Origin of the sequence: Streptomyces sp. NPDC005302, from assembly GCF_040607345.1 — a bacterium.
Taxonomy (GTDB): Bacteria; Actinomycetota; Actinomycetes; order Streptomycetales; family Streptomycetaceae; genus Streptomyces.
In genome coordinates this window covers 1-16402 of the sequence record NZ_JBEXGN010000013.1, presented here as the reverse complement: position 1 = coordinate 16402, position 16402 = coordinate 1, and the positions used below count along the sequence as shown (strand labels likewise).

Genomic DNA, 16402 nt, shown 5'->3' with positions numbered 1-16402 from the left:
GCGCTTGCCTGCGTGTGCCCGCCAACGAACCCACTGCGCAACCCAGTTGAAACAGGAGGTCCACCATGAACGACCACACCACCGGCCGCCACACGCGCCCGGGCCTGAACCGGCGCGGATTCCTCGCCGCGGCCGGACTGACCGCCGTCGGCGCCGCCGTCGCCACGACCGCCCGGGCACTGGCCGGCCCCGCCGAGGCCACGGGCACCTTCACGGTCCCGGCCGAAGACGCCGAGCACACCCGTACGTGGATGGCCTGGCCGGACCGCACCGCGATCTGGGGCAGCGACCTGCGCGGCGTCCAGGCCAACATCGCCCTGATCGCCCGCACGATCGCGAAATACGAACCGGTTGTGATGTGCGCCAACTCCGCCGGCGCCGCCAAGGCCCGCTCGATGTGCGGCTCCACGGTCACCGTGATCGACTCCATCGCGGTCGACGACTGCTGGATGCGCGACACAGGCCCCGTCTTCCGCACCGATGGCTCCGGCGGCCTGGACGCCGTGGGACTCAACTTCAACGGCTGGGGCAACAAGCAGACCCACGCCAGGGACGCCCTCGTCGCCGGACGGATCGCCGCCTACGCGGGCGCGCCGTTCACCTCCGCCGACCTGGTCGGCGAGGGCGGCGCCATCGAACAGGACGGCGCAGGGACCCTGATGGCCACCCGCAGCAGTCTGGTCAACAGCAACCGCAACCCCGGGGATTCACAGAGCACGCTGGAAACCGCGTTGTGCGACGCGTACGGCGCCACGAAGGTCATCTGGTTCGACGGCGTCAGGGGCAAGGACATCACCGACGACCACGTCGACGCCACGTCCCGCTTCCTCGCCCCCGGCAAGGCGCTCGTCCAGATGCCTCTGGCGTCCGACACCGACGCGTTCTCGAAGGACGCACGCCAGCAGTACCAGGTCCTGTCCACGTCGAAGACCGCCGCCGGCACCGCGATGACGGTGGCAAAGCTCCAGGGTCCCGACTACAACAAGATCCGCTCCACCAACCAGAACTTCCTCGCCTCCTACGCCAACTACTACGTCTGCAACGGCGCCGTCATCTCCGGCCAGTTCGGTGACACGGCAGCGGACCAGGCCGCGAAGGCGACCCTGGCCCGCCTCTACCCCGGCCGCACGATCGAGCAGCTCAACATCGACAGCCTCGGCACCGGAGGCGGCGGTATCCACTGCGTCACCCAGCAGCAGCCGGTCGCCTGACCGTCGGACCAGGCCATCTGAAATTCCAGTCAATGCCCACGGCCTGTGCATTGACTGGAATTTCGGTCAGTTCCCCAAGGTGAGCGCACCCGAGGTGCGACACGGCAAACCCTCGAACGTCGGCGCCATCTGGTTCGTCGGCAGCCTCAACCTCACCGGCCTGGCGACCGGCGACGTGACCTTCTCCATGGGGGCCTCGCTCGTCTGGACGGTGACCGCCACCGTCCTCGGCTCGCTCTTCGGCACAACTGGACCAGTCGTGGACGCAGTTCGGATACCGGGGCGCCGCGCTAATCGGGTGGGTGTTCGCTCTGGTCAACTACGGGGCCTACACGCCTCCGAGGCCCTGCTGTCCGGACAGGCAATGAACACGCTCACGGGCATCCCCAACGAGCTTTGCTACCTGCTGGCCGCCCCGGTGGCGACGGTGGTCGGCGAAGGCGGCGGCGTATGGTACGACGGCGACGGCACCCTGATGGCGACGTGAGCTGCTGGGTGAACGACAGGCGCAATCCCGGCATGACCCGCGATCAGATCGAGGCGGTGCTGCTCTCCCGGTTCGGCGCCTCGAAGATGATCTGGCTGCCCGGCGTCACCGGGGACGACGTCACCGACGGCCACATCGACGGAACCGCCGCTACATCAAGCCCGGCGTCGTGATGGTGCAACTGGCCGGCAACGTGCGGCCGGACGCCTCGACCCGCAACGCCCAGGCCATCCACGACGTACTGGTGAACGCGACCGATGCCAGCGGACGTCGACCGCACGTCCTCACCATCGAAGGACCGGACACGCTGCCCAGGATCCCCGCGGGCCGGCAGAAGCCACTTCCTCAGCTCCTGCATGAACTGGACGGTGACCAACCAGGCGGTGATCACCACCACGTTCGGTGACACCGCCAAGGGCGCGGCGGCCAAGACGGCGATCGCAGCCGCCTACGGCAGACCCGTCGTCCAGCTCAACCTCGACAAGCTCTACGGCACTGGCGGCGGTAGCGCCCACTGCGTCACGATGCAGGAGCCCAACCCCTGAGCAACGCAACCCGCCCGGATCTCGCCTTCGAGACCCGGGCGGTCCTGGCTGTCTCCATGGCATTCATGGTGATCCCGGGGTCGTTTCGGACGGTTGCGGAAGGCCGCGAGCGCGAACAGCGTGGCGGCCATCCAGCCGAGAGCCAACCAGGTCAGGCCCTTGCGGCGGCTGAGCAATAACTCACGCGCTGACGAGGACGGCGAGGACGGCGAGGACGGCGAGGGCGAGCGCCCACATGGCGGCCATCATGAACAGGGCGAAGGTCAGGACGCTGGTGGAACGGTCGAGGTCGACGTCGAACACCGCGGCACCGCCGTTCTCGTAGGCGTCGACGGTGGCCGCGAACAGCGCGTCGTTGTTGGTCAGGGTCATGCGGACGGGTACGGCCTCGCCGCCCTCCACGGGACCGAACTCCAGTGCCGCGTCGTAGGCGTTGAAGGGGTAGCCCGTGATGGACCCCGCTGTGAGGGCGACCGGCACGTCCACGGTCGCGATCCGGCTGTGGGCGTGGAACTTGAGATCGCCACGGACCGAGGCGGAGGTCTGCAGCGTGAGGGTCTCCGTAGGGGAGATACCGCCCGCCTCCGACAGGTTCCCGCGCGGGGTGACCAGGACGCGCAGGACCAGTTCCCGGCCCGCGGCGTCGACGCGCTGGACCGACGCCGCGATGTCCACGTGGGTCAGGCGCCGAAGCGCCCGCACGGTAGCGGGTGTCCAGGGCCTGCCGCTCACCGACCTGGAGTCAGATCCCGACGAGTCGGCGCCCGCGAGAGCGAGCAGCACCAGCCCGACGGTCAGAAGTCTGCCCGGGAAAGTGGTAATCCTCGCAGCGTGACCACAGCCGTTCCCTGGGGGTGCGCCGGGGTCAGTCGACCGGCTTGCCGGGTTCGTCGTGCGTGGAGCAGTGGATGCCGCCGCCACCGGAGGCGATGGTGTCGATCTGGACCTGAACGATGTCGCGCTTGGGGAAGTGCTCCTGCAGGATGCTCTTGGCGCGCTTGTCGGCCTTGCGGTCCCCGAACTTGGGCATGAACACGGAGTCGTTGGCGACGTAGAAGTTGGCGTACGTCGACACGAAGTCGTCGCCCTCGCCTGTGATCTCGTACAGGTCGGGCTGCGGGAGATCGATGATCTCGAACGGCCGGCCCTTGGCGTCGGTGGCCTTACTGAGCACGGCCCTCGCCTGGTCGGACGAGCGCGACCAGGAGTCCGGGGGAGTGTCGGGGTGAGCCGCGTCGAGGAGGACGACGCCGGGTGCCGTGAAGCGTACGAGGCTGTCCACGTGCGCGTCCGTGATGTCCTCGCCGCGCACGCCGGCCAGCCAGATCACCTTCTCGATGCCCAGGGTGTGCTTGATCTCGGCTTCGATCTGGTCCCGGCTCTTTCCGGGGTTGCGGTTGTCGTTGACGATCGAGCTCTCGGTGATGAGGAGGGTGCCCTCGCCGTCGGTTTCGAATGAGCCGCCCTCGGCGACGAAGGGGGCCTTCCGGCGCGGGGTGCCGTACTTCGCCAGGAGAGTGGTGCCGACGCGGGCGTCGTTGGTGTGCACCTGTTTGTTGCCCCAGCCGCTGAAGTTGAGGTCGACGCCGGTGACCTTGCCGTCGTCCTCCACGAAGACCGGCACGGTGTCGCGGGCCCACAGGTCGTCGACCTCCAGCGGGATGACCTCGACATCGCGCCCGCACGCCTTCTGGGCGGCCTTCTGCTGGTCGGGCCTGGCCATCATCACGACGTACTCGTACTGCCCGATGGCACGGGCGACGCGGGCGATGTCCTCGCGCACATAGGGGAGGTCCTCGCCCCACACCGACTGCAGCGCGGGCCACGACATGAAGGTACGTGCGTGGCTCTCCCACTCGGCACCCATACGAAGCCCCTTCGTCGCTGTGTCCCGGTCGCCGAGGTTGCTCGCGGCCCCCTCCGCTTCGTCGCCGGGGCCGCAGGCCGAGGCGCCGAAGATGACGGCACCGATTCCGGTGAGCGTGCGGAGGGCTGTACGGCGGGTGGGAGACAGAGGAGACACAGCGAGCTCCGATGATCGTGGTGGGGGTCAAGTTATCCGTCGGCAGAGCGGGCCGCATGGCGAGCATGACGGTGACGACGGATCCGATCGTTTCCTCGACTGTGGCACAAACTGAAAATTCAGTCAAAGAGAAAGAGGGGTGTAGCAGGGTGCACCCCGCGCGCATGACGGTGGGCGATGTATTCCAGGGGGTAGAGCTGCAGGTCGTGTCACGCTCGCGCCGATCCGCGCTGCGTTTGATCCTGGATCTCCCTGGCACATTGACTGAAACTTCAGTAGACGGCACGATCGTCCCCGAGGCGGCCTGCGGTCGCCGCGCCACATCGCATGGCGTCGGCAGGCGGCCTGTCCGGCTCCGCGCCCCCTCTCGCCGAAAGAAGTCCCCGCATGTCCACTCAGCCTCCCGGGGTACAGTCCGCCCGTGCCCCGCTCCTGGCCGGCGACCCCCGTGAGATCGGCGGCTACCGCCTTCACGCCAGGCTCGGCGCCGGCGGAATGGGGGTCGTGTACTTGGCTCATACGCCGGGCGGGCGGCCCATCGCCCTGAAGGTGGTGCGGGACGAATTCGCGGCAGATCCGGAGTTCCGAAGGCGCTTCGCCGACGAAGTCGCCAGTGCAGGGAGCATCCACGGCCTGTTCACCGCGCAAGTGGTGGACTCCGGGGCGGACGCGCCGACGCCGTGGCTGGCCACCACCTACGTGCCTGGCCTTTCCCTGCAACAGGTGGTGGAGCGCCACGGTCCGCTGCCGGTGCGCACAACGCTGCTGCTCGTGGCAGGCATCGCGGAGGCGTTGCAGGCCATCCATGGGGCGGGAGTCGTGCACCGGGACCTCAAGCCGGCCAATGTGCTGATCGCCGGGGACGGCCCGCGCGTCATCGACTTCGGCATCGCCCGCGCGGCCGACGCCACCGGCCTGACCGGCACGGGACTGCGTATAGGAACCGCCGCCTACATGGCACCGGAACAGGTGACGGGCCAGCCGGCGACCCCGGCGACGGACGTCTTCGCGCTCGGCGTACTGGCCGCGTACGTGGCCAGTGGGGTGCTCCCCTTCGGGGGCGGTCCCGAGTCCGCCGCGCTGTACCGGGTGGTCCACGAGGAGCCCGACCTGTCCCGGGTCCCCCCGGACCTGGTTCAGACGCTGCGGTGCTGCCTGGCGAAACATCCTGGGGGCCGACCCGCGCCGCATGAACTGATCCACGCCGTGCGTGCCCATCCCGCCCTTGGAGGGCATCTGGAATTCACCGACGGCTGGCTTCCTCGCGGTGTCAGCCGCGAGGTCGCGGCGTATCAGGCACCGCAACAGGTCCACGCCGAGCCGACGCGCGCCATGCCGACTCCGACGGTCCCGGCCGGTGTTCCACAAGCTGTCGACAGCGGCGACCAGGCCGACCCCACCCCGCGACGTGCCCGCCGACGTCCGCGACGACGGGTCCTGACAGCGCTCACGGCCGCGTTGCTCGTGGCCTCCGCAGGCACGGCCTACTACTTTCTGGACCACCGTAAGGCCGCGGCAGGAGACTCCTTGGACGCCTCCGGACGACCACAGATCCCCTCGTCCCGGCCGCCGTCGACCTCGCCGCGCCCGTCCCCCTCAGCGCCTCCGAATCGGCCCATGTACGTGCCGGACTACTCTGATGCCGAACTCACCGCCCCAGACTCCGACTACGAATTCGATCTAACGGCCGGCAAGGTCGCCCCGGCCGAAACCGCCGCTTGGTATCTGGCGGTGGCCGACGGCGAATTCGTCTTTCCGAAAGACAGCGATGCCTTTGTCGCTGCCGGATACGTGCTGAGCCCCGCCGACTGCATACGAGGCATCGAGACGGAACCGGTGACCACGCTCCCGCTCGATGACCTGGTTGACGAGCGTCCCTTCTGTGTGCGGAGCCCGGATGAGAAGAGCATCGTCATCGTGCGGCTGATCGAGGCCGATCCGGACGAAGGGCCCGTCACCGTGGTCGTCAGCCGCCACGACAAGAGGGGCTGACGCAGGTAGCGGGGCGCCGTCACTCTACGTCGGGCGCATGCGTGATGCGGTGATCGCATCCACCGATCTGCGCTGCGGTGGGAGCAGCCCCGGTACCGGGGCTGCTCCCACCGCAGTCGGTTCATGATGAGGCAGGCCAGAACTGCAGCAGGTAGCGCTCCACACCGTGGCCGGTGCGGGGGAAATGATCCGGTGGGTGGACGAGCTGAGCGCCGCATTCCTGGCTCCGGTTAGCCCGACGTTCGAGGTAGGGGCCATCCCATCCCCGCACGCGCGGGGAGTAGATGATGCCCGTCTTCGCGCAGGGACCATCCGCGCACCGGCGGGGCGCAGATGACAACCAGGGGCGGAAACTTGCGTCCCGGCCATAGGGCGAACACCACCACAGGACGCGGCTCTTGGGAGCCCCATCCATGCGGATGATCGACAGTTGTAGGGCGAGAACTTGCCGCCCCAGTTGTGGTGCGTGAGTCGGAGCGGCTGCACGTCGTCGTCCAGGTCGGCCACGGTCTTGGGCTCGGGCCCGGACCAGTTCGCGTCGTCCCCACCCTCGCGACAGGTCACCCATCACGCGGTGGACTCCCGCACTCCTCGGCCAGGGCAAAGAGTTTACTGACGCCGTCCGGACGCACCCCGAGCAGGTCGCCTCAATCGGAACTCTGCCAGAGGAGCGGCACGTTGACGGTGAACGGGCGGGGGCCACGACGACGGATCACGGAAGTACGACATCATGTATCCGCACCTGGTCGGTGGTCGCGGTTCGGCTCAGGGGGACGCCGCCAGCCGCAGCGTGCTCGCTGTCGAGCGCGGCGAACGGCGCGACGCGACTGCGCCGCGAGGCTGACATCGGCGATCATTCCGGCCGCCGCATGAGGAGAGGGAGAGCCATCCAAATGCGTGACGTGGAGGCCGTACAGAAGTCCCCGGAGCAGGAGCGGAGGATCGCGGGCCGCTATCTGCTGCTGTCGCGCCTCGGCGAGGGCGGTATGGGGACGGTGTGGCGTGCGCGCGACGAGAGGCTGCACCGGGACGTCGCCGTCAAAGAGGTGCGTGCCCCTGCCGGGCTGTCCGCCGCGCGCATCGAGAGGATGTACACCCGGCTGGAACGCGAGGCCTGGGCCGCCGCCGGCATCCCCAGCCGCAACGTGGTGACCGTGTTCGACGTCGCCACCGACGACGGCCGCCCCTGGATCGTCATGGAACTCGTGAGGGGACGCTCGCTGGGAGATCTGCTGCGCGCCGGTGGCCCTCTGACCCCCAAGCGGGCGGCCCACATCGCGGCGGAGGTCCTGTCAGCACTGCGCGCCGCGCACGGCGAAGGTGTGCTGCACCGCGACGTGAAGCCCGCCAACGTGTTGCTCGGCGACGACGGCAGCGTCGTGCTCACCGACTTCGGCATCGCCATGGTCGAGGGCGAGTCCTCGCTGACTCTGACCGGTGAGGTCGTGGGCTCCCCCGAATACCTTCCGCCCGAGCGCGCCCTGGGTCGCGCTCCGGGCCCCGGGTCGGACCTGTGGTCGCTCGGCGTTCTGCTCTACGCGGCCGTGGAGGGGCTCTCCCCCTTCCGTCAGGACACGCCGCTCAGCACTCTGCGCGCGATCGTCGACGACGAACTCCCGACACCGCACCGGGCCGGGCCGCTCACCCCGGTCATCGAGGGGCTTCTGCGCAAGGAGCCCACCGAGCGCATGACCGCCGAGCAGGCCGAGCGAGACCTGCGGTCGATCGCTGCAGGCGAAACGCCCCAGGCGACTCCGGCGCCGTCACCGGGTACGGCGGTCGTAGCGGAAGCACCCACGCGGGCCGACCTGGACGCTCCGACGGCGAACGACCTGGATGGCCCAACAACAGCTGACAGCACCACCGTTGGTGACGGCTCGACGGTGGGTGACGCGGGCGCGGCACATGCCACGACCGGCGCAGTGCCTGCTCAGCCCACTGAGTCGTACCAGCCGGCTCCGCCCTTGCCGACAGTCTCTGCGGCGGCGGCACCCCGACCTGCGGGAGTCCCAGCACCCGCCGTCACCGCACCGTCGGGTACGTTCGGCCCGCCCGTCCCATTCGAGCCGCCGCGCTCCGATGTCCCGCCCCGCCGGCGACGCACCGCGACCGTGACCGCCGGCGCCGTCGCGTGTGCCGTGCTCATCGCCGGACTGAGCTACGCACTGGTCCATCACGGCCACGACAACGGAGGCGACGACAAGGCCACGGGCGCGAGCGCGACGGCCGGCACCGGTTCCTCGCCGAGTCAGGCCGAGCAGGACACCGCGACCTCGCAGCAGGTCCGCGCAACGGTGACGGGCGTGAACACGACGTACAGGGGGGCGTGCTCACCGCCGGCCGACCAGGCGCCCACCTTCACGGCGACATTCGCCGTGGACAAGGTACCGGCCAAAATCACCTACCGGTGGGTGTCCAAGGACGATTCGGTCATCGACCGCGAGTGGCGCACCCTCACCTTCCCGAGCGGCGGCGACCGCACAGGGCAGGACGTTGTACGGCTGACCGCGTACTCCAGGGCCGGTACCTTCACCAGCGAGATCGGCGTGGAGGTCAAGGGCCCACCGGGGGCCACCTCGAACACGGTCCCCTTCTCGGTGACGTGCGAGTAGACAGCGAACCGCACGCCGGGACACGCGACTTCCGCCGTCCCGGTGGGCCCGCGCCAAATCGACACCAAGGACAGAGCGGCCGGATTCGACCGCTCCAGCTAGGCGTTCAGGCACCGGTTGAACCGCGGGAGGGCACAACCGCGTGTATGTCCCGGGATGGTTCACCCTTTCACCTGACCCGCCGCGACATGCGGCCCGTCCTCGCAACAGCCGTTGTTCCCGAATGCCGTTCATCAAGGAGTTCGCAGGTGTCGTCGATCATCGTGGGACGTACGGGTCCCTTCACCGGGCAGAGTGTGGTTCTGGACGGCGCACCCCTGACCCTCGGCCGCAAGGGCGACAACGGCATCGTGCTCGTGAGCGCCAACGCCTCGCGCCTGCACGCCGAGATCCTCAAGGAGGATGCCGGGTTCGTCCTGTACGACCGGGACAGCCGCAACGGCACGTACGTCAACGACGAACGCGTCACACGGCACGTGCTACGCCCCAACGACTGCATACGAATAGGCGACGAGACCTTTCTCTACGAGGCGCAAGAAGCGATGGAGACGGTCATCGACCTCTCCCTGCTCAACTCCCCGCACATTGAGCCGAGCGCTGCCTCCGGCACCCTGCGCGTCACGGTCACTGGTGGGGGACCGGTCGGCCTGGCCTTCGCCTTGGCGCTGGAAGAGCAACTCTCAGGACGTGTGCAGATCACCGTGTACGAGGCGCGGTGGCGCAGGGAGGGCTCCACCGTCGTCTGGAAGGACGAGCGGCACGGCAACGTCCGGCGCCAGCAGGTGGTGACGGTGCAGAGCCGCCAGTACCTGGCCCTGTCCGAGGAGGTCCGCTCGGCGCTGTTCGACGATACAGGCGGCTACTCGGAGATGTGGCCCGTCGGACCGGACTCGGTGGACGGCCGTCCACCGCGCAACATCCGCATCGCCTACATCGAGGACCAGTTGCTGGAACTGGCCAATAAGCGCGAGGCCATCAAGCTGGTCCCCAAACGCTTCGATGCGGAGGAGCAGCAGCATCGGCTCGCCCAGCACCACGTCCTCGTCATCGCCGAAGGCGGCCGTTCCCGCACTCGCGAACACTTCGCCGACCGCTTCGGGGCGGCCGACGCCTCGATCTACTCCCTCGACGGTGAGCACCTGCGGGACGTCGTTCTGGGGCTGCGCGTCAAGTCTACGCTGCCGGACCCCATGAGCGTCCTGCTCACCGTGTCTCAGAACCGTTTCCTGCTCAACTCGCTGCGCGGCGAGGGATTCCTGAACATGCGGCTCACTCGCGAGGAGGCCGAGGACGTGATCGGTATCGATCCGGTCCGCAAGGTCTTCGAGGAGTGCATCGCCGCCCGCCCCTGCGTCATGGCCAGGGGCGAGCACAACGAGTTCGTCTGCCCCACGCACGGCACCCTGTTCCTGCCCGCCCTGCTCCAAGGTTCGCCGCTGTGGAAGCGGATCCTTGAGGGTCTGAAGATGTTCGGCGTACCCGAGGACGACCTGTCGGCGGTCACCTCGTTCCGGCTCGACATGGTGCAGCGCCCGCGCTTCACCGCTCAACTCAGCCGGCCCACCGCGAAGACCCCCGGAACCTTCGGCTTCCTGTTGGGCGACGCGGCGAATGCCATCCACTTCTGGCCCGGCCGCGGCCTCAACAGCGGTCTGGCGTCAGCCACTTCACTCGCTCGCTCCCTCAGCCGGGTCTGGCAGGACCGACCGCTGCGCGACGCCGACTTCATCCGGCACGAGGCGGCCATGTCGATGCTTCAGTACCGACACAAGTCTCGTGCGTGGAACGCGATGGTGGCCACCGACGACGAGGGGGCCACCCGCGCCATCAAGGACATCGTCGCCGCCAGCATGGAGCCGGACGACGGCTCCGAGGCGCAACGCTCCGACCTCGACCCGCTGTTCGACCGTATGGTCGCCATCCGCGAACGGCTGGCCTCCCGCCTGCCGGGCATGCCGACCGACGACGTGCTGCGCGCTCACCTCGCCACGCTCGCCCCGGAGACGCTGCGCACGCTCCAGGAGAGCGGGGCATGGGACACCCTGATCGTCAGCGGTGAGGAGGCCGACATCGACATCTTCTACCAGTCGGAGGTCCCCGTCTTCGTTCCCCGCCCCGCCGACCCCCGCACGGACCCTCGCACCGATCCGCTGGCGCACGTGCCTCAGGAGGCCAGGTTTCTCAAGCCGCACAACGCGGGTCCGGCGGTCGCATCCTCGTGAACCGGCAACTGTCATGGGCGCCAGCCATCCCCTGGGCGGGCCGCCGCTCGAGCGGCGAACCCCCGTACCTCCAGTTCTCCGGCCGCCCCTCAGACGATGATCGGGTCAGCCTCGCCGGGCGCGAGATGCCCAGAGTAGGGGAGCCCATCAATGCCGGCCGTCACATGGTCGCAACTCTTGGTCCACTCCGAGCGGCTGACCGCGCTCTATGCCGAACTGCCGCCCTTGGAGCACTTGGTCCTCAGGTCGGTCCACCTGAGCCCCTACGGCCCCGGCGTGAAGTTGCGGGTGGAGCTGGCGCGCTTTCCGGACCGCGCCCCACTGACGTGGACCGAGGCGGCCTGCGACCGGTTCGAGGCCCAGATTGAATTCTTGGCCGTGGGCGAGGACCTGAGGATGCGGGGCGTTCCCGACCGCACCGTGGTCGACGTCGGACTCAGCCCTCTCGTCCAGGTCCACGAACGCCGGATCAGGGTCACGGTGCACGGAGCGGGATTCTCGTTGGACTTCACCGCCTTGGCCGCGCTCAAGGCTGGCCATCTCAATGCCTATCGCTCCATCGACGCGGACCCCGATACCGCTCAGCGCTGGTTCGAGAGCCGCGTTGACCAGCGTCTACACCAGGTACTGCCTCCCACGACCGCGAAGACGTTCTATGAGTGACCACGACTGGTCTGCCGAGGTGACCAATCCCGAGACGGTCCGCGACGTTCTCGGCTCACCCCCGCCACCGCTGAGTACCTACGATCTGAGCTCCGTTCTCATCGACGAACGCGCAGTTTCGGTAACCTTGAGGTTCTCCGCCTTCGCCGTCCCGGACGCCGCCGCGGATTTGTGGCAGGCGCGCGGGCACAACGCGGTCGAGTTCGTCCTGGTCTGCATCGGCGTGAAGAACCTCGAGGTGGACGGCTGGTCCGGCTGGCTCACGACCACCGCCACCCTCGCAGGGAACACGGTCGTGCTCGCCGGCCAGGGGAAGCGCGTGTCCTTCGAGGCCACGGAGATCCGCGCTGACTCCCTGGTCGGACGCCTGAGGAGCCGGTCGCAGTGACATCACTCGCCGGTCAAGAGCGGATTGGTACGCCGGGAGCTTCACGCACGAGGTGAAGGCCACGAATGTTCGGCAAGAGCCCCGGCATGGAACAACACTGGAGGTCATCGACACCAAGACCAAAATGGCGCCACCGCGCGACCCGCCTCGTACTGCTTGGCGGCCCCCTGCCCGACCGGCGCGCCCACCAAGCTCCCCACAGCCGCATCGCCCCCCTGTGACGAGGGATCCGACCGCTTTACATGGCAAGCCGCGCCGCGCGAGGGCCCAAGCTCTCCGTTGCCCACCAGTCCCGCCCAGGCGGCGTGCAGGTTTCGCCACGCGGGTTCGCCTCGGCGTTCTGTCCGGTGCGGTCCTCTTTTGATGCGGGAGCCGCTGTGGATCAGACGGCGACGATGCCTTCCATGCCGGACTCGCCGAAGGCGGACAGGCCCTCGGTGGCTGTCGTGACCTTGGTGAGTGAGCCGTCGGCCTTGACGCGGAAGCCGTCGACGGTTCCGGAGGCGGCGTTCTGGACGTAGACGAACCGCTCGTCCTTGGTCACGGCGAGGTCGATCACTCCCTGCGACTTGGCCGAGGGCGGTGTAGCGATGCCCACGTCGTTGGTCAGGGAGAGTCGGCCGTGCCGGTCCATGCGGTACCCGGTGACGGTGGAGTTGCCGGTGTTGCCGCCGTAGAAGTGGTCACCCGCGCGTTCGAGCCAGCACAGGACCTCCTGGCCGTTGGGCAAGGGCTTCTGGAGGACCTTCAGGGTGCCGTCACCTCGCACCTTGTAGGTGGTGACCGTGGATTTCGCGGCCTCGGCGACCAGCATTCGCTTCCCGGTCGCGTCGAAGGTGATCGCGAACGGGACGCCGCCGGCCGACTTGTTGACGACGGGTGCGTCGACGGCCGGCAGGCCGTTTCCCTTCATGGGGAAGACCTCGACGGTGTTGGCGGACTTGGTGGTGACGACCAGGTTGCGTCCGTCCGGAGTGAACGAGACCTGGCCCGGAGAACTGGAGAACAGGGGGATGTCCTTGTTGTGCAGGCCCAGGGAGCGGTAGGACCCTGGCAGCGGCCGCAGCCCCTCGCCGGTGATCTCGAACCCCCGGATGCTCCCCTGTCCGCCCGCGTTCATGACGTACGCGACCCTGCCGTGCACGGCTATGGAGGCAGGGAACTTGCCGCCGGAGCTCACGACGCGACGGTCCTTGAGCTGCCTTCCCTCGACTCGGAAGGATGTCACCGTGCCGCTCCCCGCGTTGACGGCCAGCAGCATCCCCGAGGCGTCGTCGTAGACGAGTGATCCCTGGGAGGCGAGCGAGTCGGTCGGGGCGTCGACCTGGTCACCGCCCTTGCCTCCGGTCGCGTAGGTCCCCGAGGCGCTCAACGTGCCGTCGTCGCCACGAGCGAACACATGGACGGTGTTGCCGCCCAGCTCGTTGCCCTGGACGAAGACGGCGTGGTCGGCCCTGGCGGCCCCGCTCCCGGAGTTCTGACTGGCCGAGGCCGCGGTCACGGCCACCGTGGCAGCCGCCGCGGCGGCCAGAGCCCCGCCGCCGATCACGATGCGGCGTGTCCTGGACTTCGCCCGGTGACCGCCCTGGCCGGCGGCGGGTCGGCTCGTACGGCCATGGTTCTCGGGGGTGCTGTGCATGGGCGCTTCCCGTCCTGTGGTGTGTCGCTGCGGTGCGGTCCACGGGCTGTGGACCGCACCAGAGTGGACGGCGGGAGCCGTGTGACGACAGGGAACTGTGGTCTCGTCAGACTCTCGTAAGACCGTTCCCTGGGCGGAGCGACGTGACAGCGAGCGCCACGGCAGATGTCTTACGGAACCCTTACGCGCCGTGCTCGACTCCATCAACACGCCTACCATCACAGGCGTGTTGACCCTACGAAACACCGCTCTCGTCACCGCCGCCCCACTGGTACTGGCCGTGGCGGGGATCTCTCATCCGCACGGGCTGTCCCGCGCGACGGCCTCGGACTGGACCCAGCTGCACATTGCGCTCCTGCCGGTCTTCCCGCTGCTCACGGTCGGACTCCTGGTGCCGCTGTGGCATCGGCCCCGACGCAGCCTGGTGGGCTTCGCCACGGTGGTGGCCTGGGCGGGTGCCTTCGCCTACGCGGCCTTCTACACCGGTCTCGACGCGGTCGCCGGCATAGCGGCGGGGACCGCCGTCGAGCACGTCGGCCCGACAGCGATCCTCGGACCGGTCAAGCGCCCGCTGTACGACACCGGAGAGGTCCTCGGGCAGGTCGGCGCCTACGCCCTCATCGGCGCCATCGCCGCCACGGCGCTCGCGCTGTTCCCCAAGCACGGCGTCCGGATCCTGCCCGGCACGGTCGTGCTCCTCGCCGCCGGCTGGTCATTCGTGGACAGCCACATCTTCTGGCCGCGCGGTGTCTGGACGATGCTCGGCTTCGCCCTGGGCTTCGCGCTGCTCACCTGGGGAACGGCGGACAGCGGACCCACCGGCACGGGCGGTACGCCTTCACGCCGCCAACGAAGCTGAGCGCGGCGCTTGTGCGCTGGTCGTCATTGACGCGGCTTCGGCGGCGTCAGATGTCCCCCGCCATGCTCCGCGACGGAACCTTCTACGAACCTCAACCCGCCGCAGCCAGATGAGGAGGTCAGACCGATCCGTCAGTCCTCCGGCCGCAGCCGCCGACGAGCCGCCTCAAGCTGCTGGTCATGGTCAGACGCGAACAGTTCAGGCAGCGCTTTGTCCAGCGTCCCGGCAATCCGATGGATCGGTGCCCAGACGGCCTGATCGTCGACAACGTGACTGAGGTCCGTCATCTGGAGCCTCTCCAGCCAATGCGAAAGCACCAGCGCCTCATCAGCCGTGAGCTCGATCGTGACCGGACTATTGCCCATACACACCCCTACGGCTCGGCCCCCAACCTCGACCACCTGAACCTACTGGTCTCCGACCTTGACCAAACACATAGCGGCACCCCCCGCTCACCTCCGTGAAGCTCGGCGAGATAGGGAACGCCCCTCGGTCTCGGTGGACTCGGGTAAGGCGCAGAAGGAACGGATGCCCGCGACAGGGTGGTCGGTCTCGTCGAGATGATCGACGCTGCCGGCTGCCTCCGAGGCACCCCTCACGATCGAGATCACGAACGACGGCTGGAGTACTCGGACCGGCTAGCGTCAGCCGGTGGGACGACGCCGGGCCCGCACCATGCGAACGCCCTTCGCCGCATATCCGGCCGTCGCGAGTACGGAGCCGACCACACTGAGCCAGAACCAGGACGCCGCCACTACCTGGCCCAGCACGAAGCCACCGAAGAACAGCAGTGCGCCCACGGCATCCAGCAGGTCCAAACGCGCCTCAGAGCGCTCGGCGGCGTCCGAGGCACGCAGCCGGCCAGTGATGGGAACAAGGCCGATGGCCTGCAGTGCCGCAAGGCCGAGCATGATCCAGACCCACCAGTGGGGTATGTAGTCGGGTATCTCCACGGCGCGCACTGTAGTACCGGCCCGGGGTCATCAGAACGAAGATCGGAAGGACGGAGCGAGGACGGAATACGGCATCTGATGCCTCGTGAGCTATGGAGCCGCCTCGTAGCTGACGGTCTTCTGCCTGCACCCCGCGGCGATGTCGGCGGGCGCCGTCCGCTCGCGGTGGTCCAGGGACAGTTTCCACCGTAGTTTCGTCGCGACCCAGTCCGCGGCGTACGTACTGCGGGCATACAGCAGCGAAGTGAGCCAGTCGGCCGGGTCCTGGTCGGCCTTGGACCGGTTGGTGCGGGCGGTGACGGCGACGAGGCTGCTAGGTCGTTTCCTTTGGATCACCTTGCGGACCAGATGAAGATGGCGGCGAGGTGGAGTCCGGCGAGGTAGATGGTGGCGGTCTTGTCGTAACGGGTGGCCAGGCCGGGCCACTGCTTGAGCTTGTTGATGCAGCGCTCGACGGTGTTCCGCTGTTTGTAGGCCTCGCGGTCGAAGGCGGGTGGGCGGCCGCCGAGTCGGCCGAGCCGCTTGCGGTTGGCGGCCTGGTCGGCGGGCTGCGGGATCACTGCGCGGATGCCGCGTCGATGCAGGTGGCGGCGGATGGCACGGGATGAGTACGCCTTGTCCGCCAGGACCGCGGCCGGTGTCGACCGTGGTCTGCCCACCGGCCGGGGCACCCGGATTCGAGCCATGACCTGCTCGAACGCTGGCGCGTCGCCGGCCTGGCCCGGCGTGAGGGCGAACGCGAGGGGCCGGCAGCGGCCATCGGCCGCGAGGTGGACCTTGGTGGTCAGTCCGCCGCGTGAGCGTCCGA

Annotated in this window: 17 protein-coding genes; 10 read left to right on the top strand and 7 right to left on the bottom strand. The window is 68.6% G+C overall.

Features of this window, described 5'->3' with window-relative positions; genetic code table 11:
• Positions 1-65: 65 nt before the first annotated feature.
• The 4 genes from ABZT74_RS20445 to ABZT74_RS20430 all read left to right on the top strand — a co-directional run bounded on the left by ABZT74_RS20445 (position 66) and on the right by ABZT74_RS20430 (position 2243).
• The gene (locus tag ABZT74_RS20445) at positions 66-1211 is read left to right on the top strand and encodes an agmatine deiminase family protein (protein WP_356436704.1); all 1146 of its coding nucleotides are present in this window, start codon (positions 66-68) and stop codon (positions 1209-1211) included.
• Positions 1212-1305: 94 nt separating this feature from the next.
• Positions 1306-1698, top strand: coding sequence for a hypothetical protein (locus tag ABZT74_RS20440; protein ID WP_356436701.1), 393 nt, complete (start codon positions 1306-1308; stop codon positions 1696-1698).
• 32 nt (positions 1699-1730) lie between these two features.
• A complete protein-coding gene (locus ABZT74_RS20435; protein ID WP_356436698.1) occupies positions 1731-1871 on the top strand; it encodes an agmatine deiminase family protein in 141 nt (46 codons plus the stop codon).
• A gap of 183 nt (positions 1872-2054) precedes the next feature.
• Positions 2055-2243, top strand: a complete 189-nt coding sequence (locus ABZT74_RS20430; protein ID WP_356436695.1) for an agmatine deiminase family protein — start codon at positions 2055-2057, stop codon at positions 2241-2243.
• On the opposite strand, the gene ABZT74_RS20425 is transcribed toward ABZT74_RS20430, so the two are convergent.
• The 3 genes from ABZT74_RS20425 to ABZT74_RS20415 all read right to left on the bottom strand — a co-directional run bounded on the left by ABZT74_RS20425 (position 2186) and on the right by ABZT74_RS20415 (position 4266).
• A complete protein-coding gene (locus ABZT74_RS20425) occupies positions 2186-2389 on the bottom strand; it encodes a hypothetical protein (RefSeq protein ID WP_356437078.1) in 204 nt (67 codons plus the stop codon). The two genes, ABZT74_RS20430 and ABZT74_RS20425, sit on opposite strands and share 58 nt — an antisense overlap.
• Before the next feature lie 34 nt (positions 2390-2423).
• Positions 2424-2945, bottom strand: a complete 522-nt coding sequence (locus ABZT74_RS20420) for a DUF4436 family protein (protein ID WP_356436692.1) — start codon at positions 2943-2945, stop codon at positions 2424-2426.
• 163 nt (positions 2946-3108) lie between these two features.
• Entirely contained in the window at positions 3109-4266 is a 1158-nt protein-coding gene (locus tag ABZT74_RS20415; RefSeq protein WP_356436689.1) for an agmatine deiminase family protein, read from the bottom strand.
• Positions 4267-4653: 387 nt separating this feature from the next.
• Between ABZT74_RS20415 and ABZT74_RS20410 the strand changes: the two genes are divergently transcribed.
• From ABZT74_RS20410 to ABZT74_RS20390, 5 genes are all read left to right on the top strand, one after another.
• On the top strand, positions 4654-6258 hold the full coding sequence (locus ABZT74_RS20410) for a serine/threonine-protein kinase (protein WP_356436685.1): 1605 nt from the start codon (positions 4654-4656) through the stop codon (positions 6256-6258).
• A gap of 893 nt (positions 6259-7151) precedes the next feature.
• A complete protein-coding gene (locus ABZT74_RS20405) occupies positions 7152-8870 on the top strand; it encodes a protein kinase (RefSeq protein ID WP_356436681.1) in 1719 nt (572 codons plus the stop codon).
• Between the two features lie 248 nt (positions 8871-9118).
• Positions 9119-11092: an FHA domain-containing protein gene (locus ABZT74_RS20400; protein ID WP_356436678.1), complete on the top strand. Its 1974-nt coding sequence runs from the start codon at positions 9119-9121 to the stop codon at positions 11090-11092.
• A 150-nt stretch (positions 11093-11242) separates the two neighbouring features.
• The gene (locus tag ABZT74_RS20395; RefSeq protein WP_356436675.1) at positions 11243-11755 is read left to right on the top strand and encodes an Imm50 family immunity protein; all 513 of its coding nucleotides are present in this window, start codon (positions 11243-11245) and stop codon (positions 11753-11755) included.
• Positions 11748-12143 (top strand): Imm50 family immunity protein, encoded by a 396-nt coding sequence (locus tag ABZT74_RS20390; protein ID WP_356436672.1) that lies wholly within the window; start codon positions 11748-11750, stop codon positions 12141-12143. The genes ABZT74_RS20395 and ABZT74_RS20390 overlap by 8 nt, the downstream gene beginning before the upstream one ends.
• Positions 12144-12525: 382 nt before the next feature.
• On the opposite strand, the gene ABZT74_RS20385 is transcribed toward ABZT74_RS20390, so the two are convergent.
• Entirely contained in the window at positions 12526-13782 is a 1257-nt protein-coding gene (locus ABZT74_RS20385) for a beta-propeller fold lactonase family protein (protein ID WP_356436669.1), read from the bottom strand.
• Positions 13783-14008: 226 nt separating this feature from the next.
• Here ABZT74_RS20385 and ABZT74_RS20380 point away from each other — a divergent pair, with 226 nt between their 5' ends.
• Entirely contained in the window at positions 14009-14641 is a 633-nt protein-coding gene (locus tag ABZT74_RS20380) for a hypothetical protein (RefSeq protein ID WP_356436666.1), read from the top strand.
• 131 nt (positions 14642-14772) lie between these two features.
• Here ABZT74_RS20380 and ABZT74_RS20375 read toward each other — a convergent pair whose 3' ends face one another.
• The 3 genes from ABZT74_RS20375 to ABZT74_RS20365 form a co-directional block, all read right to left on the bottom strand.
• Positions 14773-15006 (bottom strand): hypothetical protein, encoded by a 234-nt coding sequence (locus ABZT74_RS20375; RefSeq protein WP_356436663.1) that lies wholly within the window; start codon positions 15004-15006, stop codon positions 14773-14775.
• Between the two features lie 279 nt (positions 15007-15285).
• Complete coding sequence (locus ABZT74_RS20370) at positions 15286-15594, bottom strand: hypothetical protein (protein ID WP_356436660.1); 309 nt, start codon at positions 15592-15594, stop codon at positions 15286-15288.
• A 332-nt stretch (positions 15595-15926) separates the two neighbouring features.
• The coding region (locus ABZT74_RS20365; protein ID WP_356436657.1) for an IS5 family transposase at positions 15927-16402 on the bottom strand (476 nt) is incomplete at its 5' end.

Coding starts and splice junctions, on each gene's coding strand:
- ABZT74_RS20445 (WP_356436704.1), top strand. CDS start 66: ATGAACGACCACACCACCGGCCGCCACACGCGCCCGGGCCTGAACCGG.
- ABZT74_RS20435 (WP_356436698.1), top strand. CDS start 1,731: ATGACCCGCGATCAGATCGAGGCGGTGCTGCTCTCCCGGTTCGGCGCC.
- ABZT74_RS20430 (WP_356436695.1), top strand. CDS start 2,055: ATGAACTGGACGGTGACCAACCAGGCGGTGATCACCACCACGTTCGGT.
- ABZT74_RS20410 (WP_356436685.1), top strand. CDS start 4,654: ATGTCCACTCAGCCTCCCGGGGTACAGTCCGCCCGTGCCCCGCTCCTG.
- ABZT74_RS20405 (WP_356436681.1), top strand. CDS start 7,152: ATGCGTGACGTGGAGGCCGTACAGAAGTCCCCGGAGCAGGAGCGGAGG.
- ABZT74_RS20395 (WP_356436675.1), top strand. CDS start 11,243: ATGCCGGCCGTCACATGGTCGCAACTCTTGGTCCACTCCGAGCGGCTG.
- ABZT74_RS20390 (WP_356436672.1), top strand. CDS start 11,748: ATGAGTGACCACGACTGGTCTGCCGAGGTGACCAATCCCGAGACGGTC.
- ABZT74_RS20385 (WP_356436669.1), bottom strand. CDS start 13,782: ATGCACAGCACCCCCGAGAACCATGGCCGTACGAGCCGACCCGCCGCC.
- ABZT74_RS20375 (WP_356436663.1), bottom strand. CDS start 15,006: ATGGGCAATAGTCCGGTCACGATCGAGCTCACGGCTGATGAGGCGCTG.